The organism is Psychrobacillus sp. NPDC093200 (assembly GCF_050280345.1).
GTDB lineage: Bacteria > Bacillota > Bacilli > Bacillales_A > Planococcaceae > Psychrobacillus > Psychrobacillus faecigallinarum.
The window spans coordinates 42,751-67,777 of the sequence record NZ_JBNNVC010000006.1 but is presented as its reverse complement, the minus strand read 5'-3'; the positions used below and the strand labels follow the sequence as shown (position 1 = coordinate 67,777).

Sequence of the window (25,027 nt, the reverse complement as noted above, 5' to 3'; positions counted from 1 at the left end):
AAGGGGTAGTGAACATGAAAATATTCATAATCTATCTATTAAGTGCTATATATTTCTTCCTGTCATTTTCAATGGATCATATTCGCTCCATTGGTTTTTACTTAATCGTTTCTGTGGCATTGTTCTTTTGGGGAACTTGGGAATGGAAGCGGCGAAGTGAAGAAATTATAGCAGAGAATAGAAGAAACACAGAAGAGGTTTTAGAAGAGATTCCACATACTCAAATGTTACTATCTCCCAATAATTTAAATGCTTTACTGATCAATGAAGTTACTAATATTCTTTATATCGCTCGTCGGGAAGAGCTGGGAAGTGACTTTGAGATAAAAGATATTCCTTTCAATAAAATATTAGAAGCTGCTTTATTAGAGGATGGAGAAACTGTCTCGATGTTTCCTAAAGAGGGTATACTTAGCAGCCGCATAAAATCCGGTGATGAAAAGGAAACAGATGAGGAAGAAGATGAAGAAGATGAAGAAGATGACGAGGAAGAGTTTGAATTTAGTCTTTGCTTTAAAATCGTTTCCGATGATTTAACAGAGCCTATCCATTCTTTTACCTATTTGGAAGATTATAAAGAGGATTATAAGGAATCTGAACAATACGAAGAGGCGATGGGAGCCTGTAACCAATGGTTTCAAAAGTTAAGCATTATCATTAGACGTTATCAGTATGATCGAGTAATGGTGAATCGATGGAGTTAACGAAATTTATCGATTTTACTTTTAACTATTTCTTCTAACTATTGTCTAGCTTAAGTGTCTTTTCCTAAGGTCAATTGGAAAAATGGGTGGGGGAGAGCTGTCTTACCCTTACCCTTCTTATGTTTCAGTTAGATCTCAAAGGGAAGAAAAGAAGTAGATGACAATTTGTTAGGAGGAATACAATTGAGTAAAACAATTTTTATTACTGGAGCTGGAAGTGGCCTTGGAAGAGGTACAGCCATAGGACTAGCAAAAAAGGGACATCGCTTGATTGCAACTACCGAAACAACTTCTCAAAAGACAGATTTATTGCGAGAAGCAAGAGATCTAGATTTAGATATGGAAATTTTCAAGTTAGATATAACCAATGCAAGAGATCGTGCTCAAATGGAAGAGTACGACTTTGATATATTTGTAGCTAATGCCGCTATTAATGAGGGTGGACCTCTTGCCGAGGTGCCAATGGATCGATTCCGTGCATTATTTGAAGTAAACGTTTTTGCAACCTTAGAAACAGCACAGATTGCAGCACGCAAGCTTGTGAAAAAAGGAAATGGTAAAATTGTATTCCTTAGCTCGGTAGCAGGACTTTCAGCAACTCCTTATGTAGGGCCTTATACAGCTACTAAGCATACAGTTGAAGCAATTGCAAAAACGATGCAGAAGGAACTCGAACAGTTTGGCGTACAGGTAGCAACGATCAATCCTGGACCATATAATACAGGGTTTAATGATCGAAGTGCTGAAGAAAAATGGAAATGGTTTAATGAAGAAAAGCATTTCACGAAAAAGGAAGATATGAAAGAGCAAGAGGAATCCTTGAAGAATCAATATGACTCACAAGACATGATTGAAAAAATGATTGAAGTCATCCCGGCAGACAATCATAAATACCGTACTGCGTGGCCGAAAGAGATTGAAGAGAAAATTAAAAAAGACGAAAAAGAACGTTGGGAACTAGAAGTATAGTACAAAGAGGAGAGCATTGCGAGCTAGCAATGCTCTTTTTATGTTTTATACTTTATTCTCTTCTCGATAGTTCGTGTTTCTTTATAATTATAGGAATTATGAAACTAATTCAAGAAAGTTTTTAAAACATTTGTTAGCAATAATCGGTCAGTTATCCCGGATAATCGGTAGGCTCCCGTATTTAAATCACTAAATAAGAGGAAAATCCAACGGCTAACTCGAATACTAATAGTAGTAAAACGGGCGGTGAATCTGTTGGATAATCGATTTGTGATGTTTTCATTGGCACATTGGGGTGCAATAGCTGTACTTATTACCTTCATACTTCTTCTATTCATTACGAGGACACGCTGGACCGAATCAGAAAAGAATATTCTGAGCATGGAGCGTTTATTTGGCTTGTCTTTATTAGTGATTGATATTTTATATCATGTATGGCTTGTTCAATCGGACAGGTGGGAGTTAAGTAATTCATTGCCATTGGAATTATGCAGTATTAGCCTTCTATTGACGATTGTTTTGTTATGGACTGGTAATCGTCTGGTTTATCAGTTTGTTTTTTATGCAGGTATAGGTGGTGCTCTACAGGCCATGCTAACTCCAGTTTTGGATATGGATTTTCCACACTTTAGATACTTTCATTTTTTTTATACACATGCAGGGATTATATTAACTGCATTATATTTTACTTGGGTGAAAGGATACCGACCAACGTTTAAAGGTGTTCTCACAACATTGCTTGCTTTAAATATTTTGCTGCCTTTTATCTTTTGGATCAACTACCTTTTTGAAGGGAATTATATGTTTTTACAAAGAAAGCCTTCTGGTGGAAGCTTGTTAGACTTTTTAGGACCATATCCTTGGTACATTCTATCATTAGAGATTGTTGCATTTTTAATATTCATATTTTTATGGTTTCTTTTTAAGAAAAAGTAAATTAAACTTATATCTTGTAATGATGAAATTTTCATCCAGGTGAAAATATTAGATGGGCAAAATTTTTACCTACCTAATTGCATATAAGAAAGGACGTTTTTAACGGTGAAAAAAATTCTATTAAATAAGATGTCTATGCTCCTAATTGCTCTTATAGGGGTCTTAGTACTTTTAAGTGCCTGTAATGAAGAGAATAAAGATGAGGAAACAAAAGAGGCTACTTCAGATAAGCTAGCTTACATAGTAGATTTCGAACTTTCCACTAAAAGTTTAATCATTGATGAAGTAGAATGGATTGAGGAAGCGGATAAAGAACGCATCAAGGAACTGGGGCTAGATGTTGAAAAGGATTTGCCTACGGGATTTATGATTTATGATGAAACTCAGAAGGCCGAAAGCATTAAGCTAGCTGAAAACGCTGAGTTCTTTTTGGTTAACCATGAGGATATCGCCAAGCCTAAGCAAGTAGAAGAAAAGGAATTCATATCTTATTTAGCAGTTGGAAAAGGACCATATGATTTAACCATAGAAGATGGGCAAGTAGTAAAGGTCTCTGAAAAATATACTCCGTAACAAGCAAAACACTTGATAACTATAAATTAGTTATCAAGTGTTTTTTATGAATACATTTTGGAAAGGACACAACTCTATGGAAAAGTTAATCCATCTCCTTTACAAAATCCTTCACTTCCTCGCTCATTTTTTCAGACTGAGACCAATGTAAATAATGATGACCTTCTAAAGGAATTAGCTTGCTTACATTGCTTTTCTCTAATTGCTCTTCATAAAAGGTAATATTGGATTTCCCTTCCTTGTTTGCTTGGTTATCATTTGTCGTAAATATCATGACAGGTAAATCAGTAGGGAAGTTAAGCTCCTTTGTGAATTCCATGTTCCTTTGAATATAGTTAGTTTCATTGATTACATTTTGGTTGTAGCCATTCCATGATGATAATAGTTTGGTCATTTTCAAGTTTTCTTTAGAATACGTTCCATCCTCTGCTATAGGCAAAAAATCCTCTGGGGCAATATACATTGCCAATCGAGCAATTCCACTAGGAGCAATAATGCTTAAAGCTTTTGGCATCGTTGGGGCAGCTTCATCAAAATATTCAAGTGCCTGAGGCAAGGTTGGATCAATACCGATTATTGCTTTTATTTCTTCTGGATACAAGTTGGCATAATACATGCTGTATACTCCTGAAATGGAATGTGGCATTAATATGTATGGTTGTTCAATGTTTAACTTCAATAGAGCAGCCCTTGTTTCCTCTACGATATTTTCTACGGTGCGTTCACTATCTGTTCGATCACTCCAGCCATAGCCAAATGGTTCTACTACAACTACTCTATTGTCCTTGGATAGCTCATTCACTAATGGTTCAAAGTCAAGGGCAGGGGCACTTGTTCCTAAACCACTCCATAAAACAACCGTGTTGTCGCCATCCCCTTTTTCATAAACATGCATTTCTTTACCATTAACCTCTACTAATTTGCCAATTGCTTCGTACTTGTTCTTTTCATACACAGTCATTAACTGATGAATAGCAAACCAAATACATACAAGACCTACTATCCCTATAATAATATTTTTGAATATCTTCCAAATTCTATGTTTCATTGATTTCATCCTTTTTTAATAATTTCTCTTTAATGAATATTACGAATATATTTTCTTTAAGTTCCATAAGTGGCTATATAACTACTGTTATAAAACAAAAATATTGTTCTAGGAAATGATATAACAGATTTATATTGACAGTTTTAAAAGTACTTGTTATATTTTGTGTAACCGGTTACACACGTATAAGGGAAAGGGGAAAACAGATGGCAAACATAAGAGATGTAGCAAAAGAAGCTGGTGTTTCGGTTGCTTCTGTATCCCGATATCTAAACAAAAAAGGGTATATCAGCGAAGATACAAAGCTCAAAATAAGAAAAGCGATAGATAAGTTAGAATATATACCAAATCAAGTAGCGAGATCCTTAACAACAAAGCAGACGAACTTCATAGGGTTGATTGTTCCTGATATTACTAACCCATTTTTTCCGGAGCTTGCTCGAGCAGTTGAAGATATCGCATTATCTTATGGATATACAGTAGTTTTATGTAATTCCGATGAAAAATCTGAAAAAGAGATACATTATATTGATACTTTAAAGCAAAAATATGTAGCAGGATTTATAGTAACGACGAATCAGTTACGTGCAAGTCATTATGAAGATTTAAATGTACCACTGGTGGCGTTAGACCGGATGATTCATGAATCCATTCCAACAGTTTCCTCCAATAACGTAGATGGAGCATGCATGGGAACAAATCATTTGTTGGATTCAGGCTGTGAAAAGATTGTGTTTATGAGAGGACCTAAAGGGTTGGGACCAGCTGATGATCGGCTGGCTGGATTTTTAAAGGCTGTCGAAGGAAAGAATGTACAAACACATATTGTTGAGAGTCCATTCCATTTTGGAGAATCTGAGATGATCGCAAAGAAATTTTTAACAGAAATTGAAGGTGTAGACGGTATATTTGCAAGTACGGATGTATCGGCCGCTGGGGCCTTGAAGGCTGCACATTCATTGGGTATTAGTGTTCCTGACCAGCTACAAATTATGGGGTTCGATGGTATTTCACTAGGAGGAATGTTGACTCCAGGACTGACCACTGTAGCCCAAGACATTTATAAAATGGGTGCTTTGGCAACCCGTATACTCATTAAAATTATTGAAGAAATTGAAATAGACGAAAGAGTTATTCAAGTACCCGTTGAGCTAGTGGAACGGGGAACGACGAGGAGTGTACATCGATGATTACAGTTATAGGTAGTATGAATATGGATATAGTTGTGCAAACAGACAACTTCCCTGTCCAAGGAGAAACAGTTTTAGGTCAGCTATTTACTACTGTGCCAGGTGGAAAAGGGTCTAACCAAGCAGTAGCAGCAGCTCGTTTAGGCAGCAAAGTACAAATGCTTGCCAGTGTTGGGATTGATAGCTTTGGGAACGAATTATTGGCTGACCTTAAAGCAAATGGAGTGAAAACTGATTCTGTCATACAAACAGAGGAGGCTGCAACTGGAATCGCGAACATCTTACTGTCGGAAGGTGACAATAGAATTATTGTCGTTCCAGGTGCAAACTATTCATTAACCGTGGAAAGTATAAAAAATATGAAAGAAACTATTCAACAAAGTACGTTTGTTATCATGCAGCTAGAGATTCCGATTCCAGTTGTAAAGTACACATTGGAGTTATGCTCAGAGCTAAATGTCCCAGTATTACTAAACCCAGCTCCAGCAAGCGGTTTTCAGCTGGAATTTATGGATTATATTGCTTACCTGACACCAAATGAAACAGAATGCGAGTTAATTTTTGGTGAAAATATGGAAGCAACTTTGGAAAAATATCCAAACAAGCTAATTGTTACACTCGGAAGTGATGGTGCTAGATATTTTGACGGAAATAAGCATATTGTCGTTCCTGGATTTAAAACAAATGCGATAGACACTACAGGTGCAGGAGACACGTTTAACGGGGCACTCGTTCATGCACTTGGGCAAGGGCTAAGTTTAGAGCAAGCGGTTCGTTATGCAAATGCATCTGCCTCCTTGTCAGTAGAAAAATTTGGAGCTCAGGGCGGCATGCCAAGTCACGAGGAAGTAGTCAATAGATTAGAAGGAGCTTGTAAATGAAAAAACAAGGCATTTTAAATCGAGAGCTGGCTGGCATTTTTGCCAAGCTAGGTCACACAGATCAAATTACAATAGGTGATTGTGGCTTGCCTATTCCTGATGGAGTTAAATGCATTGATTTATCATACATTGTCGGCAAACCATCATTCGATGAAATATTAGAAGTTGTTTTAGAAGATTTAGTAGTTGAAAGAGCTTATATTGCTGCTGAAATGAAAACAGCCAATGCTGAAATGAATTATGTAGTCAGAAAATCAATTGAACAAATTACGGAAGTATCACATGAAGAATTTAAAACAATGACTAGTCATTCTAAAGTCATTATACGTACTGGGGAAGCTACTCCTTATGCAAATGTAATCTTGCAAGCTGGTGTCATATTTTAAAGGTGGTGGAAGCAATGATTGAGATGACTGGTATTTCAAAGGCCTTTAACGGAAATACAGTGTTGAATAATGTTGAATTTGAAATAGCTCCAGGAGAAATTCATGCACTAATGGGTGAGAATGGTGCAGGTAAGTCTACCTTAATGAAAATCTTAACCGGAATTTACACTAGAGATTCAGGTGAAATTAAGATCAAAGGAAATCCTGTTGAATTTAAAAATCCCAAGGAAGCAGAACAGGCTGGGATAGCAGTAATTCACCAAGAACTTAATATTCTACCGGATTTGACGGTTGCAGAAAATTTATTTCTTGGAAATGAAAAGACGTTTGGCAAATCAGGAATTTTAAAAACAAAGGAAATGAATAAAGCCGCTAAAGAGGTATTGTTAAACCTTGGCTTGGATGTAGATGTAAAAACAACAGCAAGAAATCTATCCGTTGGTAAGCAGCAAATTGTTGAGATAGCAAAGGCCATTTCTTCCAATGCAGATGTAATCATTATGGATGAACCTACTGCTGCTTTAACAGATAGAGAAATAGAGACATTATTTGAAACTATTAGAGCATTACAGGCTAAGGGAGTGTCCTTTGTTTATATCTCTCACCGAATGGAAGAAATTTTTGCAATATGTGACCGTATCACTATTTTACGTGATGGAAGCTATGTGGGAGTTAGAAATGTCAAAGAAACGACCTTCGATGAAATTGTCCAAATGATGGTTGGACGAGAACTAGGTGGGCGCTTCCCCGACAGAACTTCTAAAATCGGTGATGTGAAGCTTGTAGCCAAGAACTTAACAAGAAAAGGCTTTTTCGAGGATGTTTCTTTTGAGTTACGAAAAGGAGAAATACTTGGTGTAGCAGGACTTATGGGTGCAGGGCGTACAGAGGTAGTTCAATCATTATTTGGCTACAAAAAGCTGGACAGTGGCGAACTAATTCTAGATGGTAAACAAGTAAAGATAAATACGCCACTAGACGCTATTAAGCTCGGCTTTGGCTTTGTAACCGAGGACAGAAAATCGGAAGGGCTAATATTAGATTTCTCTGTTAAAGAAAATTTAGGCATTACAAATTTCAACAAAATATCAAAAAACGGTGTTGTGAATAACCAAAAAGAAAAAAGCTTATATGATTCTATGGTGAAACGATTAGGCGTACGTACTTCTGGTCCTGATCAAACAGTTAAGTCACTTAGCGGTGGGAACCAACAGAAGATTGTAATAGCCAAATGGTTAGGCATTGAGCCTGATATTTTAATATTGGATGAACCGACACGAGGAGTAGACGTAGGAGCGAAAAAAGAAATTTACTCCATTGTGAACACACTTGCTGAAAACGGAGTATCTATTATCATGATATCCTCCGAGCTTCCTGAAATCATTGGAATGGTCGATCGAGTGCTCGTGATGCATGAAGGAAAGATAACTGGTGAAATAACCAAAGAAGAAATGTCACAAGAAAAAATAATGCATTACGCTACCGGAGGGGACAAAGTTGCTAAAATCTAGTTCACAATCAGTGCTACAAAAATTAGGGCCATTGCTAGGACTAATTTTACTAGTGGTAATCATCACTATTATGAGTCCAAACTTTTTAACTGTAAATAACTTAATGAATGTTCTAAGACAGGTTTCTATCAATGCTCTTATCGCATTTGGGATGACCTTTGTTATCTTAACTGGAGGGATTGACTTATCAGTAGGATCGATTTTAGCTCTTACGGGAGCTGTCACAGCAGGGTTACTTGCTGGTGGAATGGATCCAATTTTAGCAATGCTAATAGGTCTTGTTTTAGGGGCAATTTTAGGGGCAATTAACGGAATTATTATTTCTAAAGGGAATGTTGCTCCATTTATCGCTACTCTAGCAACAATGACTATTTATCGAGGACTAACCTTAGTTTACACAGAAGGTAGACCAATTTCAGGATTAGGAGATTCACTATCATTTCAAATGATTGGGAAAGGATACTTCTTGGGTATACCTGTGCCAGTTGTAACAATGGTTGTTGCATTTGCAGTACTTTACTTTATTTTGAAAAAGACGACATTTGGACGTAGAGTTTATGCAGTCGGAGGTAACGAGGAAGCTTCTCGTCTTTCTGGTATTAAGGTTGGCCGAATTAAAATTTATGTTTACGCATTAACTGGAGCTCTAGCAGCCCTGGCTTCGCTTATTTTAACATCTCGTTTAAATTCAGCTCAGCCTACCGCGGGTAACATGTTTGAACTAGATGCAATTGCAGCGGTAGTTCTTGGTGGTACAAGCTTAACAGGTGGTCGTGGTTGGATTGTTGGTACTTTAATCGGGGCTCTTATAATAGGTGTCTTGAATAATGGTCTAAATCTAATTGGTGTATCCTCCTTCTTCCAGCAAGTGGTGAAGGGTGCAGTTATATTATTAGCGGTTTTAATAGATCGCAAAAAAACAGTATAAAGGAGAAAAAACAGCATGAAAAAACTTTATTTTGCTTTACTGTTAATCGTAGCATTGTTCCTAGCAGCATGTTCAATGGATGCACCAGGCTCTGAGAAATCCGATTCTAAAAAAGAATCCACAGGATCTAAGGGTGACTATAAAATTGGTTTATCTGTTTCCACTTTAAACAATCCGTTTTTCGTAACATTAAGTGATGGAGCAGAAGCAAAAGCAGATGAATTAGGAGCAACAGTTACAGTTGTTGACGCACAAGATAATGCTTCAAAACAAGCAAGTGATGTAGAGGATTTAATCCAACAAGGCGTTGACCTTATTATCATCAATCCAGTAGACTCACAAGCAGTAGTTTCATCTGTAGAATCAGCAAATGCAGCAAATATTCCGGTAGTAACAGTTGACCGCAGTTCAGAAGGTGGAGAAGTAGTAGCCCATATCGCATCAGATAATGTTGCTGGTGGAGAGCTTGCAGGTGAATATTTACTAGAATTAGCAGGAGAAGGCGCTGCAGTAGTTGAATTAGAGGGTATCGCGGGATCTTCTGCAGCTCGTGACCGAGGCCAAGGTTTCAATAATGTGGCTGATGGTAAATTAGATGTTGTAGCTAAACAAACAGCAAACTTTAATCGTGCAGAAGGTTTAACCGTTATGGAAAACATTCTTCAATCTAATCCAGACATCAAGGGTGTATTTGCCCACAACGATGAAATGGCATTAGGCGCTTTAGAGGCAATCGAAGCAGCTGGCAAAGATATTATTGTAATTGGCTTTGACGCTACAGATGATGCTGTAAAATCTGTAGAAAATGGTAAGCTAGCTGGTACAATCGCTCAAAAACCAGAACAAATTGGTGAAAAAGCAATGGAAGCAGCTATTAAAGCATTAAACGGTGAAGAAGTAGAAGCTTCTATCCCTGTAGATTTAGAATTAATAAAAAAATAATACATAGAAAAGCTATCCTATGGGATAGCTTTTCTTATAGATATGCCGTGAACAAGAGTTCACGGTATTTTTATTGCTTTTAGGAAAGCAAGCTAGCATATATCCACTTTCTTCCGTTACGCAACAAACCACGAATCTCACGGACGAAACGACCTAGTTTGCAAGATTAGAAAGGGGATTGACAATATAAGCTGAATTACTTTATATTTGTGTTAACCAATATAAAAATAAGGTTAACTCATATAAGGGGGAAATAATTTTGAAAAAGGGAAATACATATCAGTACGTCTTAGCAGCAATTGGGGCAGCAATTATAGCAATACTTGCACAAGTGACGATTCCGCTACCACTCGTACCAATTACAGGACAAACCTTAGCAGTAGGTTTAGTCGTTACCATTTTAGGTATGAGAACAGGTGTATTATCAGTGATAGTATATATATTAATCGGTGCAGTAGGGATGCCAGTATTCAGTGGTATGTCGGGCGGATTAGGGGTTGTTATTGGACCAACAGGAGGCTATATTGTTGGATTCTTGCCATCAGCGATACTTATGGGACTTTACATGAAAAAATTTGGTATCACAATTTCACAAGCCATTGTAGCAAACTTAATCGGTATGGTTGTCACATTGGTATTTGGTACAGTTTGGTTAAAAATCATAGCTGACTTGACATGGTCAGCAGCATTTATGGGTGGCGTAGCACCGTTTGTTATCGTAGGTGTAATAAAAGCAGTACTAGCTGCATGGTTTGGTGTTGTCGTTCGACGTCGCTTAGAAAAAGCTCATTTAATCGTGGCAACGGCATAAATGAGCGGAGTTACCGTGATAGTTTTAAGATTTACAGCTAGGGAGTAGGTGAATAAATTTACTAACATTAACCTTAAAGTTATAATTTTTCAAAAAGAAACGGTGCTAGGGAATCATCCTTAGCATCGTTTTTTCCTGCAGTTTTAAGTGTATTTCAGAAGTCATGACATATTTTGAAGTGGCAACATTGATTTAGTGCGGCTATGGAGGCTTATCGCTAACCGCCCCTTATAGCGGAAAACAATAATACTTAATTCCATATATACTTTTTTTAAAGTATATATGGAGACCTATCTATGTAAGGAAGCGAATGCGCTTTTCTTGCCTCAAACTACTTAATAGCTATTTAATAACCACGTTGATTTTCACATGCATAAAAATAGGTAATTAGTTAAATTTTTTATAGGGGCAAACACTGTTATTTTATAACCAATTCATATACTATTAGTATAGTAAAATCCGAATTAAAGGTAGGAATCAAAATGGAGGATAAATTTAAGTTTGGCATACGTTCCAAAATTACCGTTGGCTACATTATCATTATTCTTTGTTTATTTGCTTCCGTTATAATATTGAACAGTCAAATCCGTTCACTACAGCAAGAAAGAAATGATTTAATAAAATATAATACCGAAGTGGAAACATTTACAAATAATGTAGAAAAATATGTAATGGACATGCAAGCTGGTCAGAGAGGCTTTGTCATTACAGGCAACGAGAGTTACTTGGAACCTTATTATAAAGCTGCCGATGAATGGCAGGTAGAGTTTGATCAACTGTTTGACCTTTTAGAGGACAAGCCAAAACAGCAAGAAAAGCTTGTGGAGGTAAAAGGCACAATCGACCTTTGGATAGCAGAGGCAGGTGAGCGTGCAATTGATTTTAAGCGACAAAACAATGAGCAAGGGATTCAGCAATTCTATGCAAATGATCGTGGTCGTGAGTATATGCAATCTATCCGTAGTCAGTTTAACGATTTTAGAGAATACGAAAGAAATGATGCACAAACTAGAGCGCAAGAGTTAGATGATCGCAATAATATGTTGACTATAGGATTATTTGGTCTTTTAGTGATCGTTTCTGCTATTGCAATAGCAATGGCTAGTCAGGTCTCCAAATCGATTGTTCGTACTGTCAAAGATGTAACGGAAACTATTAAAAAGATTGCTTCAGAAAATGGTGATCGTAAGGAAAGAATTCATGTTACTACTAACGATGAGATTAAGGACTTAGCAATAGCAACAAACGAACTATTAGATAATCTCGATGACAGAGAATGGCTGCAAACAAGTCTTGCAGAAATTGTCACGAAATATCAAGGAGTAGGCTCGATTGATAAGCTCGCTAGTGTGTTTATGTCTGAAATCTCTAAAATGACAAACTCGTCTTATGGCGCTTTTTATGTGAGAGAGACAAACAATCAAGAAGTTCATTTTATAAAAAAAGCGGCTTTTGCTGACTCGAATTCTCAAAATGAGATTGGAAGAGAAAGCTTCCGATTGGGACAAGGACTAATTGGTCAATGTGCCCTTGAGAAAAATGTTTTTGTCTTTAATGAGATTCCAAAGGATTATCGTTATATTTCTACAGGACTAGGTGAGGTTCCGCCACGAAGCATATTTATAGTTCCTATTTTGTTCGAGGATGAAGTAATTGCAGTAGTAGAGCTAGCGACAATGTCAGAGTATAGCAAGCTACAGCAAGACCTCGTAACACAGATTGTGGAAACGTTCGGCTTATCTATCAACAGTGTTATGGGCCGTATGGAAATTGTTCGACTTCTAAACGAATCCAGAGCAATGACAGAGGAGTTGCAGGCACAATCTGAAGAGTTGCAAACACAATCAGAGGAGCTTCAAACACAGTCAGAAGAGCTACAAATGCAAACAGAGGAACTAACTCAAATTAATGAACAATTAGAAGAACGAACAAAAGATGCAGAAGCTAAAACAGAAGAACTAGAAAAAATTAGTCTAGAATTAGAGGAAAAAGCAGAACAACTTACCATTCACTCTAATTATAAATCAGAATTTCTTGCGAATATGTCACATGAATTACGTACTCCTTTAAACAGTATATTAATTCTTTCCGAAATGCTTTCAGAGAACGGAAAAGGTAATTTATCTGAGGATGAGGCAGAGTTTGCAAAAGTAATTCATTCTTCAGGGGAAGATTTATTATCCTTGATCAATGATATTTTAGATCTTTCTAAAGTAGAGGCAGGAAAGCTAGAGGTTTTATTTGAAGAGGTTAATCTAAGCGAATTACCTGTTCAGATGGAGCATATATTCTCACCAGTAGCCCAGAAGAAAAACTTAGATTTTCTTATAAGTAAGGCAGAGAATGTTCCTGATATTTTCTTTACAGACGAAAAACGCTTCCAACAAATTATTAAAAATCTATTATCTAATGCTATTAAATTTACGGAAAAAGGCTCCGTTGCTTTAACGATAAAGCAATTAGATAGTAATCTTCAAACGGAACAAATGTTAGATATTAGTAAAGAGTGGATTGAGATCTCTATTGCCGATACCGGAATAGGGATTCCAACGGACAAGCACGATTTGATCTTTGAATCGTTCCAACAAGCAGATGGTGCAACTGTACGTAAATACGGAGGAACTGGTCTTGGCTTATCTATTTGCCGTGAGTTTGCTAAGCTGCTAGGTGGTTGGATTACTCTTCAAAGCCGAGAGGGAATGGGAAGTACCTTTACTTTAGTTGTTCCTAGCCTGCCAAAAGGTCCAATTTTAGATCAGATTGATTTGAGCTTTGGAGAGGTTGCCTCTACTCAAGCGAAAGTGGAGGAAGTACAAGAGGTACATGAGGAACAAGAGCACCCAACTCATGAGGAACAGGAGCAAAAGATAAAAGAGCAAGAGGAAAAACTTGAAGCTCTTCCTGAGGATGCTAATATATTTTCCAATAAAAATATTTTAATCGTTGATGATGATTATCGAAATATTTATGCACTCAAAACGGCATTAGAAAGACGAGGAATTAATATCCTTGTTGCTAAAGATGGTTTGGAATGCTTAGATATTGTACAAAGTAATGCAGAAATAGATGTTGTGCTTATGGATATCATGATGCCAAATATGGACGGATATGAGACAATGTCTAAAATCAGAAATGAATTGAATATGACAGAATTACCGATTATAGCTTTAACAGCGAAGGCGATGAAAAATGATCGAGATAAATGTCTAGAGGCGGGTGCTTCTGATTATATTAGTAAGCCATTAAATCTAGATCAATTATTCTCTGTTCTTCGAGTTTGGTTAGCATCTTAAGGGAGTATGGAAATGGACAGTCAATATGAAAGTGGAGAGCTAGAGGGCGTTAATATTCAACATGAAGACTTAGAAGTAGATTTCCTGCTGGAAGCAGTCTATCGCTTATCAGGGTTCGATTTTCGGCAATATAATCGATCTTCCATTTCTCGTCGAATTCATAATCGGATGAAGATGAATGGAATTTCAACCATTACAGGTTTACTAGAAAAGGTTATTCATGAAGACGGTTTTCTAGAGCAATTACTAAATGATTTTTCGATCAATGTTACCGAGATGTTCCGAAATCCAAGTTTTTTTAAAGCATTTAGAGAAGAAGTTGTGCCGATTTTGAGAGAATATCCTGAAATTCGTATTTGGCATGCTGGTTGTGCTACTGGAGAAGAAGTTTACTCGATGGCCATTTTATTAGAAGAAGAAGGGCTAAAGGATAAAACCGTTATCTATGCAACCGATATGAATGAGCAAGTGCTAGAAAAGGCAAGTAAGGGTGCGTTTCCTATACAAAAGATGCAGGCATATACTAAAAATTATATGCTTGCAGGTGGAAACAAAGCATTTTCTGAATACTATAAGGCGGATTATCAATATGCATATTTCCATCCTTCTCTTTTAGAAAATATTATATTTGCACAGCATAATCTTGTTACAGATCAGTCGTTTAATGAATTTCATGTAATTATTTGCCGTAATGTACTTATTTACTTTACTCCTGAACTTCAGGATCAAGTACAACATTTATTCTATGAGAGCTTAAGCCCCCAAGGTTTCCTTGGGCTAGGAGACAAGGAAACTTTAAAATTTTGTCAGGTGATGGATAACTTTCAAGAGGTTGTAGGTAGTGAACGTATTTATCAAAGATATAAATAAAAAGCAGGATTCTTATATTAAAATAAGAATCCTGCTTTTTTCAATTCAAAGTATTTCTTATGAAAAGGAGGATGGTCGTGACATAGGTCATCACAGCCATCCTCTCTAAAATTTTCAGTAATATATAAAGTCGCTTTTTCTATTCTTAATTACACTGAACCATTAAGACGCACATGTCGTCGGGCTGATCCAGTTGTTTTTCTTTAGATAATAAATTATCAATTATACCTTGAGAATGATCCCATTTTTTAGAGGTTAAAGTTTCAATTTGTTTTTCAGATTGTATCTCATTTGGCCCCATAGCCTCTAGAACCCCATCTGTATATAAAACAACTTGGATATTCTTCTCGTAGGAAATTACTTCCTTCTTAACTTCAATTTCATCAAAGAACCCTACTGCACAACAGCCTTTGTTAATCGGAACAACCGTTTCTTCATCAATTAGAGCAAATCCAGGTGGATGACCAGCATTAACATATTCTATCGTTTTTTGCTCTGTATCCACAATCATATAGATGGCTGTGAAATAATATGGTATACCAACCTTTTCGTTATGTATTAAAACCATATAGCGATTTAGCTCTTTAATAACAAGCTCCGGTTCCACTAATTGTTTAATAGCCTCTCTTAATACAGAAGATATAAACATACAGACTAGGGAAGCAGAAATTCCATGTCCCATCATATCTAGTAAAATCACGGCATGACGATGCTCGCTTATTTTATGCCAATAGTACATATCGCCAGCCAGATTGAAGGATGGTAAATATGAAACCTCAATTTGAATGTTTTTTTCATTTAATGGTGGGTTTAGAAGACTTCTTTGGACATGAGTTGCTAAATCTAATTCATATTGGATTTTGTTTTCATGCTGAGTATGCCAATCTAACTCTGCTTTTAAGCGAAGAGCAACTCTTATACGTGCCAGTAACTCTGTCTTATTTATAGGCTTAGTAATATAATCACTTCCACCTACATCTAGTGCTTCTGCTAATTTGTTTTTATCCTCTAATGCTGTCACGAATATTATTTGTACATCCTTAAATCGTTCTTGCTGCTTAATTCTCCTACAAGCTTCAAGACCGTCTATTTCAGGCATCATAATATCTAATAATATTAAATCTACTGAATTACAGGTTGGATTTTGTTCGCCGATCTGTAAATAGTCAAATAGCTCCTGTGCGGATGTAAGAGATACAGTATCTTTATAACCAGCGCTATCTAATATTTTTTCTATTACAAATAGATTGACCGTGTTGTCATCTACCAGTAAAATCGTCATCGCTTATTTCCCCCTGTAGTGTTTAAAGATAGTGTAGTTAAGTTATCTCTATCTATTAAATTTCTATGATAACTCTTCTTATTTATTATACAAAAGAATATATGAATAGTGTATTTATAAGCCTTTTGCTTCAATGTTTAATATCTAACTTCTTATCCTAATCTTACTAAAATAGTTATTTCGGTAGCTTAATGTAAATATTAATTAGCAAGCTTCTATTTAATTTATTTGAATTATCTATATAATAAAATGAGAAAAAGAAGCAAACGAGGTGAAGTAAATGGCAATCGAATTAGTTAAGGAGTATTTTAAAAGATTTGGTATGGAAGACAAGATTCTAGAATATGAAGCTTCAAGTGCTACAGTAGAGCTCGCTGCAAGTGCTCTAAATGTAGAGCCTGCAAGAATAGCTAAAACATTATCCTTCAAAAAAGAGGAGGATTGCCTGCTAGTAGTTGCAGCTGGAGACACTAAAATCGACAATGCTAAATTTAAAAGAACCTTTGGAGTAAAGGCTAAGATGCTTTCATCGGATGAGGTGGAAGAAAAAGTTGGCCATGGTATTGGAGGAGTTTGTCCATTTGGTATACCAGAGAATGTATTAGTGTATTTAGATATTTCCTTGAAAAGGTTTGATACAGTATTCCCAGCGTGCGGAAGTAGTAATAGTGCTATAGAGCTTACTTGTGAGGAAATATATACATATGCAAAAGGTGTGGAATGGGTAGACGTTTGTAAGGCTTGGGAATAGAAAAGAGGGGTGTAAAATGGATTTATCATTTAAAACTGATGAAGGCAGATTTAATTATCGTGTTGCAGGATTAATTATAAATGAAAATAAAGTATTAATTATGAAGGATGAGAATTCTCCATACTATTATTTTCCTGGTGGGAGAGTATGCATGCATGAAAAAAGTGAGGATGCTATTCTTCGTGAAATTAGAGAAGAGCTCTCAGTAGATGCTGCCATCGAACGGTTACTATGGATCAACGAAAACTTTTTTGAAGAGGAAGTATTAAAAGAGAAATTTCATGAGATTTGCTTCATTTATCTTCTATCGCTAGAAGACGATAGGCTTTTAACAAAAGGAAATGAATTTGAAGAGAATGAAGAAGGGAAAATTCATACGTATTATTGGAAAACCTTTGACGAATTGAAAGAGTTAAATGTATATCCATTATTTTTAAAGGATAGATGTTCCCAGCTGCCAGAACATCTAACTCATTTTGTAGAGACTAAATAGTGTAGGGAAATCTCGTTTTTTTAGTATGACTTTTATTGAAAACGTTCATGCTAGAAAAGAGGAGGTGTGATACTAATGGCTAAAGATGTACTTTGTGAAGTGAACAACTGTAAGTTTTGGAGACAAGGAAACAAATGTAATGCAAAAGCTATTTATGTAGTAAGCCGTAAAGGAAACCAAGCTTCCAACAGTGATGAAACAGATTGTAAAACATTTGAACCGAAGTAATATATCTGCATGTCTATTATTACTCACCTAATCACACGTTAAAAAAATAATGTGTAAAAAACAGTACAGCTAGTGGCTCATAGAGGGCTAGCTGTACTTAAATAGGGGAGTATGGATTTAATAGGTCGTAATTTTTGTATAGCTTTGGAAGGTATAAATCCAACGCTGCCACCAAGTAAAGTCATTTTGAAACTCATTCACCTCTACCGTATACATAGCATCCTCGTTGTTCCATAGTCGTTTAAAATATTCCTCCATTTCAATAGCTAGCTCGCTGTCATTTGGGGCAATGATTCTTACGTTGTTCTCTAAATTGTAATTATCTAAAGCACGCTCCGTATAGTTTGCCGCACCGTTTGAAATGATTGTATTTTTAGGGGTCTGAATCCATATAGCTTTTGTATGATATTGGCCAATCACGGTGTTATACCATCGTATATTAATCTTCTCATTTGTATCCTCAAGTAGTTCTTGTACGACTGGGCGATTTGGCAATCCAGACTTTTCTCGACCAAAGGAATTCTCATTAGGGTCTAATATCAAATTTACCTCTACTCCGCGATTTGCGGCATCGACTAGTGCATTAACGATGTTACGTTCGGCGACAAAGAACATTCCTAACCAAATTTTATCTCCCTTTTTAGTGTCATTTATATCGTTCATTAATGCATCAAATATTTTCTTCTCGGTTAAATATTGTGCCTGATATTCTCCTTCTTGTTTCTTAGCCTGTATCCTAGGAAGCTTCGGTCCTCCTGAAAATACAGAAACAGCTTCCTCTGCCTCTAAAATATCATTAATAATTGGTCCATCTAATTTTATAGCTATATTGCCATGGAAACCACTAGCATCGTGTGGATTGGAGGAGGTAACAATTGCAGCTTTTTCCGTTATCAACGCTTTTCGATGATTAGCTTTTACGTTTAGAAGCGTCATATAAGAAGCAACTGTCATTTTCGGAGCTTCGCTAGCCATAGCATTGGGAATCCAGCCTTTGCCACCAATATCAAACCATTGAAAAAAAATACGGTAAATTCCTGAATAGACTGGGGTTGAATCTCTTAAGGCATCTAAATCTGTATAGACAATTTCTACTCCAGCATCTCGCATTTTTTTGAACCATTCGCTTTCATAGGAGCCATACCCACGATTAAGAGGATCTGTGATAAATACAATTGGCATCTCCGGGTTTTCTCTTTTCTTTGCTGCTACTGTGGAGGAAAGTGTATCCGCTATATTAGGAAAGTCCTGATCCTCATCGTAATAACCATCTACTAGGAAAAAATCTAATACTACAAATTCCTCAGCTTCTTCAATAGTTTTATATACCTCATCAAAAATGTGATTTTCATGCACTGTATTTGTCCCTTTTTTATCCTGCGCATAAGTTAAATCCGTTAGAAATTGTATATTGTTTGTTTTATGTAAATCTCCTGCATAGGAAACGCCTTGGGGAAGTGGCTTATATGTATGCCATAAGATCACAGCTATGTATATAAGAGCAAAAGCGGTAATAAAGGATACGACAATCCTCTTTTTTTTGCTCCATGGCTTTTTAGTTTTTTTAGCCATGAAAAAACTCCTCCTATTAAACTTCTATTTTACATATAATATTCCCACTTTTAAAATCTACAAACCGATAATTACATCAGATTTATACAATAATTTATTATTATATATTTTAAAAATGCTATTGTAATAAATTTATTTTTGAGATATTATGAAAATGATAATCGTTATCAATTAGAAAAATTAAAATAGGGAGTTGAAACATGATGAAAACTAAAAAGTATTGGATGATGGGTGCAACAGCAATGCTAGCGTTAAGCTTAGCTGCTTGTGGAGATAAAGAGGGAAATTCCACTGAGAAGGTAGAGGTAGAAGCTAAAGAAAATTCGACTGAAGAAGCAGCTACAGAACAAACACTTACATATTTAGGCGAAGACTACGTGGTACCCGCAAAAGTAAATAATATTGTGGCAGCTAGTCTAGAATCTATGGAGGATTCAGCAATCTTAGGAGTTAAGCCAGTAGGCGTTCTTGCAATAGCAAATGCTATTCCTACATACCTTTCGGATGAATTAGAGGGAGCGGAACTCGTTGGAGATAAATTTGCTCCTAATAATGAGGCTATCCTAGCGTTAAATCCAGATGTGATTTTAGGCTCATCTAAGCACGGTGAAGAGGTTGTAACTGCATTAAATAAAATTCAAACAATGATTCCTTACTCTCATGTTGCAACGAATTGGAAAGAAAACTTGACGTTACTGGGTCAATTAACAAACAAAGAATCAGAAACAGAAAAAATAATTACTGACTATGAAGAAAAGGCTGAGAAGGCTAAGGTAGAATTAGGAGAATCATTAAAGGATAAGGAAGTACTCGTATTACGTATACGTAAAGGAAGCATCAATGCTTATCCTGAATCTATTTACTTAAACCCTGTTATCTATGAGGATTTGGGGCTGAAAGTTCCAGAAGTAGTTACAAAAGCAGAGGCTCAAGCAGAATTATCTCTAGAGGCTTTAGCAGATGCAAATCCAGACTATATATTCCTTCAATTTGAAGCAAGTGAAAATACTGATAATGCAGCAGCCTTAGATGAGCTTTTAGAAAATCCGATTTTTGGTAGCATAGAAGCTGCTAAAAATGATCATGTATTTGTAAACGCAATTGATCCATTAGCGCAAGGTGGTACGGCTTGGTCTAAAGTAAAATTCTTAGACGCAGCGATTGAAAATTTATCGAAGTAAAGTTAGGTGCGATGAATAATGAAAAACAAAAATACGTTAGCTTCCATTATTTTAATAGTTTCTCCTCTGTTCATCGCGCTAGCAATAGTTTTATCTATATTATATGGAGCTAAAGATATTAGTCTACTAACAGTTTGGCAGGCGATTACGCAATTCGATGAAAATAATGTGGACCATAACATTATTATGACATCGCGGTTACCACGCGTAATCGCTGCTTTATTGGTTGGAGCTTTTCTAGCTGTTGCTGGAGCGGTTATGCAAGGTATTACCCAAAACTATTTGGCATCTCCTTCGATTATGGGAGTAAATGATGGCTCAGCGTTTGTTATTACAATAGCTATGGTCTTTTTTCCGGGGCTTCCTAATTATCAAATGATTATTCTATCAATGATTGGATCTGCAATTGGAGCAGGTCTCGTCTTTGGTTTTGGTTCCTTGATAAAGGGTGGTTTATCTCCGGTAAGATTGGCTATTATCGGTACAGTCATTGGAACATTTCTGAGTAGCTTAGCTTCGGCTATTGCAATGTACTTTCAAGTGTCGCAAAGTGTCAGCGTTTGGTATAACGCAAAATTACATACAGTAAATCCTGACATGCTATTATTGTCTATTCCTTTTGGTTTGGTTGGCCTCTTTTTAGCATTAGGTGTTGCCAAGTCGATTACAATTGCCTCATTAGGTGATGAGATTGCAGTAGGTTTGGGGCAACGGACAAAATGGGTGAAAATCATCAGTATTCTAGCAGTAGTCTGTTTAACAGGAACTGCGGTTGCCTTAGTTGGTAAAATAGGATTTGTTGGTTTAATTATTCCACATATTACACGCTTTCTAGTTGGAGTAGACTACCGATTCCTAATACCATGCTCCGCGGCTATTGGAGCGGTCTTTTTAGCTTTGTGTGATGTGCTAAGTCGCTTTATAAACTTCCCGTTTGAGACGCCAGTCGGTGTAGTGACCGCAATTATTGGTGTACCCTTCTTCCTTTACCTAATCCGGACGAGAGGGGGAGCACAGCGTGCATAAAGGTCCTTTCATACGATTTATTACAATGCTGTCTATCTTTATTGGTCTAACTATTATCGCCTTTTATTTTCATATTACTAACGGCGCCTTTGATATAACCGTCATGGATATCATCAAAACCTTTCTACGAATAGATCCAAATGAAAAACAAGATTTGGTTATATTTGAGTTTAGATTACCAAGAATTGTAATTGCTGCATTAGTAGGAATTGGCCTAGGAATTGCAGGAACTGTTATTCAAGGAGTGACAAGAAATGGTTTAGCTGATCCCGGCATATTAGGGATTAATGCGGGAGCAGGAGCTTCCATTGTTATATTCATGTTTTTCTTTCAAATGACTGCTACCAATATTAGTATCGATAGCTGGTATTCTGTGTTTATCATGCCACTATTTGGCTTCGTGGGAGGAGCACTTGCTGCAGCTATTATATATATGTTCTCCTGGAGAAATGGCGTGCTGGATATGCAAAGACTAATCCTAACTGGTATTGCGATAAGTAGCGGTTTTGGTGCGGTATCCTTATATATATCGCTCAAGATGAATGCGAGCGACTATGAAATGGCTGCTGTCTGGATCTCTGGCAGTATATATAATGCAAATTGGTCTTTTGTTTTATCAGTTTTGCCTTGGGTTGTTATTCTTGGCTATGCAATTTATCGCAAAAGTCATTTGCTGGATTATCTTCAGCTAGAGGACGCAAGTGTAAAGAGTCTTGGAATATCTGTGGAAAAAGAAAAATCTATCCTACTGCTAAGTAGCATAGGACTAGTTAGTGCATGTGTATCAGTATCAGGTGGAATTGGCTTCATTGGCTTAATGGCTCCTCATATTGCTAAAAGGTTGGTAGGCATTAAGCATCGATATGTAGTGCCGATGAGTGCTGCAGTAGGTATGTTTTTATTGGTCTTCTCTGACTATATTGCTAAGACCGTATTCGAGCCATCAGAGCTACCGGTAGGAATTATCGTTTCAATTATTGGAATTCCGTACTTTTTATATTTATTAGTCAAAACAAGAGCATAGGAGGATACCTATGATAGAAAGTATATTACGAGTGGAACAGCTTAGTTCAGGCTATGAAAAGCAAACTGTTTTCACAAATTTAAATACGTCCATTCAAAAGGGGAAAATAACTACAATTATTGGGCCAAATGGATGTGGAAAATCGACGTTGTTAAAAACGATTGGGCGTATTCTTCATCAAAAGAGTGGTAGGGTTTATTTACAAGAGCTAGATATGAAGTCACTGTCAACGAAAGATATTGCCAAACGTCTAGCGTTACTTTCGCAGAGTCCTGTAGCCCCAGCTCAATTGAAAGTAGAGGAGTTAATCTCTTATGGGCGCTTTCCACATAGAAAAAATATTGGAACTCTTTCAAAAAAAGATATAGAGATTATTGAATGGGCAATGAAGGTCACAAAGACAATCGAATTTCGCTCAAGAGAAATCGACCAACTATCCGGAGGACAACGCCAAAAGGTTTGGCTAGCAATGGCGCTCGCACAGGAAACTGAAATATTATTGTTAGATGAGCCAACGACATACTTAGATATGGCGCATCAGCTAGAAATGCTTAAGATTGTGGAAGAGCTCAATAAGAAGCACCAATGTACCATAGTGATGGTATTACACGATATAAATCATGCTGCTCGCTTTTCTCATGAGCTCATAGCTATGAGAAACGGAGAAATCATAGAGACTGGAACACCAAAGGAAATTATAACAAAGGAAGTTATGAAAAAGGTTTTCCAAATAGACGCGAAGATTATGTTCGATGAGGATACAGCTTCACCTGTATGCTATGGATACGAAACGTTAGAGGAGGTGTAATAGATGGATAAGGTGTTACTAGAGGGTACAGAGCATTGGCAAATAGATTCCGAGCATACGAATTATCTGTATGACATAAAGGTATCTATCCCAACGAGTGAACCTCCTAAGGAGGGCTTTCCAATCTATTATGTACTAGATGGAAATTGGTATTTTCAGCTTGCAAGGGATGTGGTGAAGCTACAATCACAGAACGCACCAAAAACTCTTATAGTACCTTCTATCGTAGTTGGAATTGGACATTCTGGAAAAGAAGATGTAGCGCGCAAAAGAAGGTTTCTAGACTTTACACCAGAGGCAGAAGGCTATATCTATCCAAAGAGATTAAATGGGAAGGATATAGGAAAACATGGGGGAGCAGAGAAGTTCCTTGCTTTTTTAGAGAAGGAGCTAATGCCAAGAGTGCAGAAAAGGTATCAGGTTAACCTACAGAAGCAGGCTCTTTTTGGTCACTCCTTAAGTGGCCTTTTTGTCATTTGGTCTTTGTTTAAGCAACCTAATCTTTTTTCATGTTATCTTTCCATAAGCCCTTCAGCCTGGTGGAATGAATATGAGCTATATAAGGAAGCAGAGAATTTTGTCCGTTTCCCAAAAAATCTTCATTATAAAAAATTGTTTATATCAGCCGGTAGCAAAGAAGGCTTTATGGTAGAAGACGCAAATCATTTGTACACAGCTTTAAAAGACAGTGTAAAAACAGAAATATTTATTGCACAGGATGAAAACCATGCATCAGTGGTACCATCTGTTTTAAGCAGGGCATTCCGATATTTAAATTAAACTAGGTTGTGGATGTGAATATTGTCGTTCAAACATGGCTCATTTTAAAGCTCCAAAAGCAATAGATTTTGTAGAGGCACTTCCAAAAACGCTACAGGAGAGAAATGTACTGGACCGGACCTAAAGAAGTAAATTAATTTGCAAAGATCTCACAGCTTGCTAGCTATGAGATCTTTTATTGTTAAAGATAGTCTAAGCTAGCAAATATCAAGACTATCCCTACAATACACATAACCCAAGAAAGAGCAGAATCTTTACTTTTAGATAGCCTATCGTTTAATTTTCGAAAAGGCTGATGTAGCCAACGACCAAATAGTGTATACATAACCATCAATATAATGGATGGCAAGACCATAATTGTATTGTAGATCCCGAGAATAGATGTCCACTCCAGTAATGTTAGATTAGACGTACTCATCAAGCCGATGGCAGCAAAATAAGGAAACGCTGTTCCCCCTTCAATTAAGAAAGTGGTAAAACCAAGCAAAAACATGGTGAAAGTGTTTTTTTTGCTCGGAACCGAAGGAATGGCGGCTTTTTTCTTTGGCATATAAAAGCTTACGATAAACATAATCATTCCTATTAAAAATATTGCCCAGCTAAGAATCTGATGCTTAAAAAGCTCCTTGTAAAAATCAAAGGATAAAGTTATACCAAACATAAGAGAGAAACCTAAAAAGAAATATAAAATAGCTATTGTAATTAGATATACAGATAGAAGTCTAATAAGCCTTTTCTTTTCCATCACTAATAAATAGAGAGTTACGCCAATTATAGTAGGGCTAAGCGTGTCCAATACTGCCAATCCCATAATCGTTAGAAGAATTTCCATATTCATAA

At 36.6% G+C, this 25,027-nt stretch carries 25 protein-coding genes; 21 read left to right on the top strand and 4 right to left on the bottom strand.

The features are described 5' to 3' along the window. Positions 1–14: 14 nt before the first annotated feature. The 4 genes from ACQKNZ_RS18180 to ACQKNZ_RS18165 all read left to right on the top strand — a co-directional run bounded on the left by ACQKNZ_RS18180 (position 15) and on the right by ACQKNZ_RS18165 (position 3,182). Positions 15–704 carry a hypothetical protein gene (locus ACQKNZ_RS18180; RefSeq protein ID WP_427661052.1) on the top strand — a complete coding sequence of 230 codons (690 nt, stop codon included), beginning with the start codon at positions 15–17 and terminating at the stop codon, positions 702–704. A gap of 183 nt (positions 705–887) precedes the next feature. Then, on the top strand, positions 888–1,673 hold the full coding sequence (locus tag ACQKNZ_RS18175; RefSeq protein ID WP_427661050.1) for an SDR family oxidoreductase: 786 nt from the start codon (positions 888–890) through the stop codon (positions 1,671–1,673). Between the two features lie 255 nt (positions 1,674–1,928). Further along, positions 1,929–2,609, top strand: coding sequence for a TIGR02206 family membrane protein (locus ACQKNZ_RS18170; RefSeq protein ID WP_225216154.1), 681 nt, complete (start codon positions 1,929–1,931; stop codon positions 2,607–2,609). Positions 2,610–2,714: 105 nt separating this feature from the next. Further along, entirely contained in the window at positions 2,715–3,182 is a 468-nt protein-coding gene (locus ACQKNZ_RS18165; protein ID WP_151112790.1) for a hypothetical protein, read from the top strand. An 85-nt stretch (positions 3,183–3,267) separates the two neighbouring features. Here the strand turns inward: ACQKNZ_RS18165 and ACQKNZ_RS18160 are convergent, their stop codons facing one another. Beyond that, positions 3,268–4,230: an alpha/beta fold hydrolase gene (locus ACQKNZ_RS18160; RefSeq protein WP_427661047.1), complete on the bottom strand. Its 963-nt coding sequence runs from the start codon at positions 4,228–4,230 to the stop codon at positions 3,268–3,270. Between the two features lie 206 nt (positions 4,231–4,436). Between ACQKNZ_RS18160 and ACQKNZ_RS18155 the strand changes: the two genes are divergently transcribed. From ACQKNZ_RS18155 to ACQKNZ_RS18115, 9 genes are all read left to right on the top strand, one after another. Next, complete coding sequence (locus ACQKNZ_RS18155; protein ID WP_427661045.1) at positions 4,437–5,420, top strand: LacI family DNA-binding transcriptional regulator; 984 nt, start codon at positions 4,437–4,439, stop codon at positions 5,418–5,420. Next, positions 5,417–6,301 (top strand): ribokinase, encoded by an 885-nt coding sequence (gene rbsK / locus ACQKNZ_RS18150; protein ID WP_427661043.1) that lies wholly within the window; start codon positions 5,417–5,419, stop codon positions 6,299–6,301. The genes ACQKNZ_RS18155 and rbsK overlap by 4 nt, the downstream gene beginning before the upstream one ends. Next, positions 6,298–6,687, top strand: a complete 390-nt coding sequence (gene rbsD / locus ACQKNZ_RS18145; protein ID WP_144541305.1) for a D-ribose pyranase — start codon at positions 6,298–6,300, stop codon at positions 6,685–6,687. The genes rbsK and rbsD overlap by 4 nt, the downstream gene beginning before the upstream one ends. A 14-nt stretch (positions 6,688–6,701) precedes the next feature. Next, entirely contained in the window at positions 6,702–8,198 is a 1,497-nt protein-coding gene (locus ACQKNZ_RS18140) for a sugar ABC transporter ATP-binding protein (RefSeq protein WP_151112796.1), read from the top strand. Beyond that, positions 8,185–9,126 carry a ribose ABC transporter permease gene (gene rbsC / locus ACQKNZ_RS18135; RefSeq protein WP_144541302.1) on the top strand — a complete coding sequence of 314 codons (942 nt, stop codon included), beginning with the start codon at positions 8,185–8,187 and terminating at the stop codon, positions 9,124–9,126. Before ACQKNZ_RS18140 ends, rbsC begins: the two co-directional genes overlap by 14 nt. Positions 9,127–9,141: 15 nt before the next feature. Continuing rightward, on the top strand, positions 9,142–10,068 hold the full coding sequence (rbsB, locus tag ACQKNZ_RS18130; RefSeq protein WP_144541301.1) for a ribose ABC transporter substrate-binding protein RbsB: 927 nt from the start codon (positions 9,142–9,144) through the stop codon (positions 10,066–10,068). A gap of 259 nt (positions 10,069–10,327) precedes the next feature. Further along, positions 10,328–10,879 carry a biotin transporter BioY gene (locus ACQKNZ_RS18125; protein ID WP_154309986.1) on the top strand — a complete coding sequence of 184 codons (552 nt, stop codon included), beginning with the start codon at positions 10,328–10,330 and terminating at the stop codon, positions 10,877–10,879. A 482-nt stretch (positions 10,880–11,361) separates the two neighbouring features. Next, positions 11,362–14,172 (top strand): CHASE3 domain-containing protein, encoded by a 2,811-nt coding sequence (locus ACQKNZ_RS18120; protein WP_427661039.1) that lies wholly within the window; start codon positions 11,362–11,364, stop codon positions 14,170–14,172. A 12-nt stretch (positions 14,173–14,184) separates the two neighbouring features. Beyond that, complete coding sequence (locus tag ACQKNZ_RS18115; RefSeq protein ID WP_144541296.1) at positions 14,185–15,042, top strand: CheR family methyltransferase; 858 nt, start codon at positions 14,185–14,187, stop codon at positions 15,040–15,042. 145 nt (positions 15,043–15,187) lie between these two features. Here ACQKNZ_RS18115 and ACQKNZ_RS18110 read toward each other — a convergent pair whose 3' ends face one another. Beyond that, positions 15,188–16,324, bottom strand: a complete 1,137-nt coding sequence (locus ACQKNZ_RS18110; protein WP_144541294.1) for a fused response regulator/phosphatase — start codon at positions 16,322–16,324, stop codon at positions 15,188–15,190. A gap of 280 nt (positions 16,325–16,604) precedes the next feature. Between ACQKNZ_RS18110 and ACQKNZ_RS18105 the strand changes: the two genes are divergently transcribed. The 3 genes from ACQKNZ_RS18105 to ACQKNZ_RS18095 all read left to right on the top strand — a co-directional run bounded on the left by ACQKNZ_RS18105 (position 16,605) and on the right by ACQKNZ_RS18095 (position 17,796). Further along, a complete protein-coding gene (locus ACQKNZ_RS18105; RefSeq protein ID WP_427661036.1) occupies positions 16,605–17,075 on the top strand; it encodes a YbaK/EbsC family protein in 471 nt (156 codons plus the stop codon). A 16-nt stretch (positions 17,076–17,091) separates the two neighbouring features. Then, positions 17,092–17,568 carry an NUDIX hydrolase gene (locus ACQKNZ_RS18100; protein WP_427661034.1) on the top strand — a complete coding sequence of 159 codons (477 nt, stop codon included), beginning with the start codon at positions 17,092–17,094 and terminating at the stop codon, positions 17,566–17,568. 75 nt (positions 17,569–17,643) lie between these two features. Further along, positions 17,644–17,796: a DUF1540 domain-containing protein gene (locus tag ACQKNZ_RS18095; protein WP_144541288.1), complete on the top strand. Its 153-nt coding sequence runs from the start codon at positions 17,644–17,646 to the stop codon at positions 17,794–17,796. Positions 17,797–17,913: 117 nt separating this feature from the next. Here the strand turns inward: ACQKNZ_RS18095 and ACQKNZ_RS18090 are convergent, their stop codons facing one another. Next, positions 17,914–19,368: a phospholipase D family protein gene (locus ACQKNZ_RS18090; RefSeq protein WP_427661032.1), complete on the bottom strand. Its 1,455-nt coding sequence runs from the start codon at positions 19,366–19,368 to the stop codon at positions 17,914–17,916. A gap of 200 nt (positions 19,369–19,568) precedes the next feature. Here ACQKNZ_RS18090 and ACQKNZ_RS18085 point away from each other — a divergent pair, with 200 nt between their 5' ends. The 5 genes from ACQKNZ_RS18085 to ACQKNZ_RS18065 are packed head-to-tail and all read left to right on the top strand — an operon-like array spanning position 19,569 to position 24,187. After that, positions 19,569–20,549, top strand: a complete 981-nt coding sequence (locus tag ACQKNZ_RS18085; protein ID WP_427661030.1) for an ABC transporter substrate-binding protein — start codon at positions 19,569–19,571, stop codon at positions 20,547–20,549. Between the two features lie 18 nt (positions 20,550–20,567). Then, the gene (locus tag ACQKNZ_RS18080; RefSeq protein WP_144541284.1) at positions 20,568–21,575 is read left to right on the top strand and encodes a FecCD family ABC transporter permease; all 1,008 of its coding nucleotides are present in this window, start codon (positions 20,568–20,570) and stop codon (positions 21,573–21,575) included. Beyond that, positions 21,568–22,599, top strand: a complete 1,032-nt coding sequence (locus ACQKNZ_RS18075) for a FecCD family ABC transporter permease (RefSeq protein WP_427661027.1) — start codon at positions 21,568–21,570, stop codon at positions 22,597–22,599. The genes ACQKNZ_RS18080 and ACQKNZ_RS18075 overlap by 8 nt, the downstream gene beginning before the upstream one ends. A 10-nt stretch (positions 22,600–22,609) precedes the next feature. Then, on the top strand, positions 22,610–23,407 hold the full coding sequence (locus tag ACQKNZ_RS18070; protein WP_154309991.1) for an ABC transporter ATP-binding protein: 798 nt from the start codon (positions 22,610–22,612) through the stop codon (positions 23,405–23,407). 3 nt (positions 23,408–23,410) lie between these two features. Next, positions 23,411–24,187, top strand: coding sequence for an alpha/beta hydrolase (locus tag ACQKNZ_RS18065; protein ID WP_427661025.1), 777 nt, complete (start codon positions 23,411–23,413; stop codon positions 24,185–24,187). 181 nt (positions 24,188–24,368) lie between these two features. Here the strand turns inward: ACQKNZ_RS18065 and ACQKNZ_RS18060 are convergent, their stop codons facing one another. Beyond that, positions 24,369–25,025 carry a GAP family protein gene (locus tag ACQKNZ_RS18060; RefSeq protein WP_151112816.1) on the bottom strand — a complete coding sequence of 219 codons (657 nt, stop codon included), beginning with the start codon at positions 25,023–25,025 and terminating at the stop codon, positions 24,369–24,371. Between the last annotated feature and the right edge of the window lie 2 nt (positions 25,026–25,027).

What these genes read in the sequence shown, in the direction of transcription:
- ACQKNZ_RS18115 (WP_144541296.1), top strand. Translation starts at nt 14,185, where the DNA reads ATGGACAGTCAATATGAAAGTGGAGAGCTAGAGGGCGTTAATATTCAA.
- ACQKNZ_RS18120 (WP_427661039.1), top strand. Translation starts at nt 11,362, where the DNA reads ATGGAGGATAAATTTAAGTTTGGCATACGTTCCAAAATTACCGTTGGC.
- ACQKNZ_RS18065 (WP_427661025.1), top strand. Translation starts at nt 23,411, where the DNA reads ATGGATAAGGTGTTACTAGAGGGTACAGAGCATTGGCAAATAGATTCC.
- ACQKNZ_RS18110 (WP_144541294.1), bottom strand. Translation starts at nt 16,324, where the DNA reads ATGACGATTTTACTGGTAGATGACAACACGGTCAATCTATTTGTAATA.
- ACQKNZ_RS18100 (WP_427661034.1), top strand. Translation starts at nt 17,092, where the DNA reads ATGGATTTATCATTTAAAACTGATGAAGGCAGATTTAATTATCGTGTT.
- ACQKNZ_RS18160 (WP_427661047.1), bottom strand. Translation starts at nt 4,230, where the DNA reads ATGAAACATAGAATTTGGAAGATATTCAAAAATATTATTATAGGGATA.
- ACQKNZ_RS18060 (WP_151112816.1), bottom strand. Translation starts at nt 25,025, where the DNA reads ATGAATATGGAAATTCTTCTAACGATTATGGGATTGGCAGTATTGGAC.
- ACQKNZ_RS18085 (WP_427661030.1), top strand. Translation starts at nt 19,569, where the DNA reads ATGATGAAAACTAAAAAGTATTGGATGATGGGTGCAACAGCAATGCTA.
- ACQKNZ_RS18095 (WP_144541288.1), top strand. Translation starts at nt 17,644, where the DNA reads ATGGCTAAAGATGTACTTTGTGAAGTGAACAACTGTAAGTTTTGGAGA.
- rbsB (WP_144541301.1), top strand. Translation starts at nt 9,142, where the DNA reads ATGAAAAAACTTTATTTTGCTTTACTGTTAATCGTAGCATTGTTCCTA.
- ACQKNZ_RS18105 (WP_427661036.1), top strand. Translation starts at nt 16,605, where the DNA reads ATGGCAATCGAATTAGTTAAGGAGTATTTTAAAAGATTTGGTATGGAA.
- rbsD (WP_144541305.1), top strand. Translation starts at nt 6,298, where the DNA reads ATGAAAAAACAAGGCATTTTAAATCGAGAGCTGGCTGGCATTTTTGCC.
- ACQKNZ_RS18090 (WP_427661032.1), bottom strand. Translation starts at nt 19,368, where the DNA reads ATGGCTAAAAAAACTAAAAAGCCATGGAGCAAAAAAAAGAGGATTGTC.
- ACQKNZ_RS18155 (WP_427661045.1), top strand. Translation starts at nt 4,437, where the DNA reads ATGGCAAACATAAGAGATGTAGCAAAAGAAGCTGGTGTTTCGGTTGCT.
- rbsK (WP_427661043.1), top strand. Translation starts at nt 5,417, where the DNA reads ATGATTACAGTTATAGGTAGTATGAATATGGATATAGTTGTGCAAACA.
- ACQKNZ_RS18140 (WP_151112796.1), top strand. Translation starts at nt 6,702, where the DNA reads ATGATTGAGATGACTGGTATTTCAAAGGCCTTTAACGGAAATACAGTG.
- ACQKNZ_RS18180 (WP_427661052.1), top strand. Translation starts at nt 15, where the DNA reads ATGAAAATATTCATAATCTATCTATTAAGTGCTATATATTTCTTCCTG.
- ACQKNZ_RS18080 (WP_144541284.1), top strand. Translation starts at nt 20,568, where the DNA reads ATGAAAAACAAAAATACGTTAGCTTCCATTATTTTAATAGTTTCTCCT.
- ACQKNZ_RS18070 (WP_154309991.1), top strand. Translation starts at nt 22,610, where the DNA reads ATGATAGAAAGTATATTACGAGTGGAACAGCTTAGTTCAGGCTATGAA.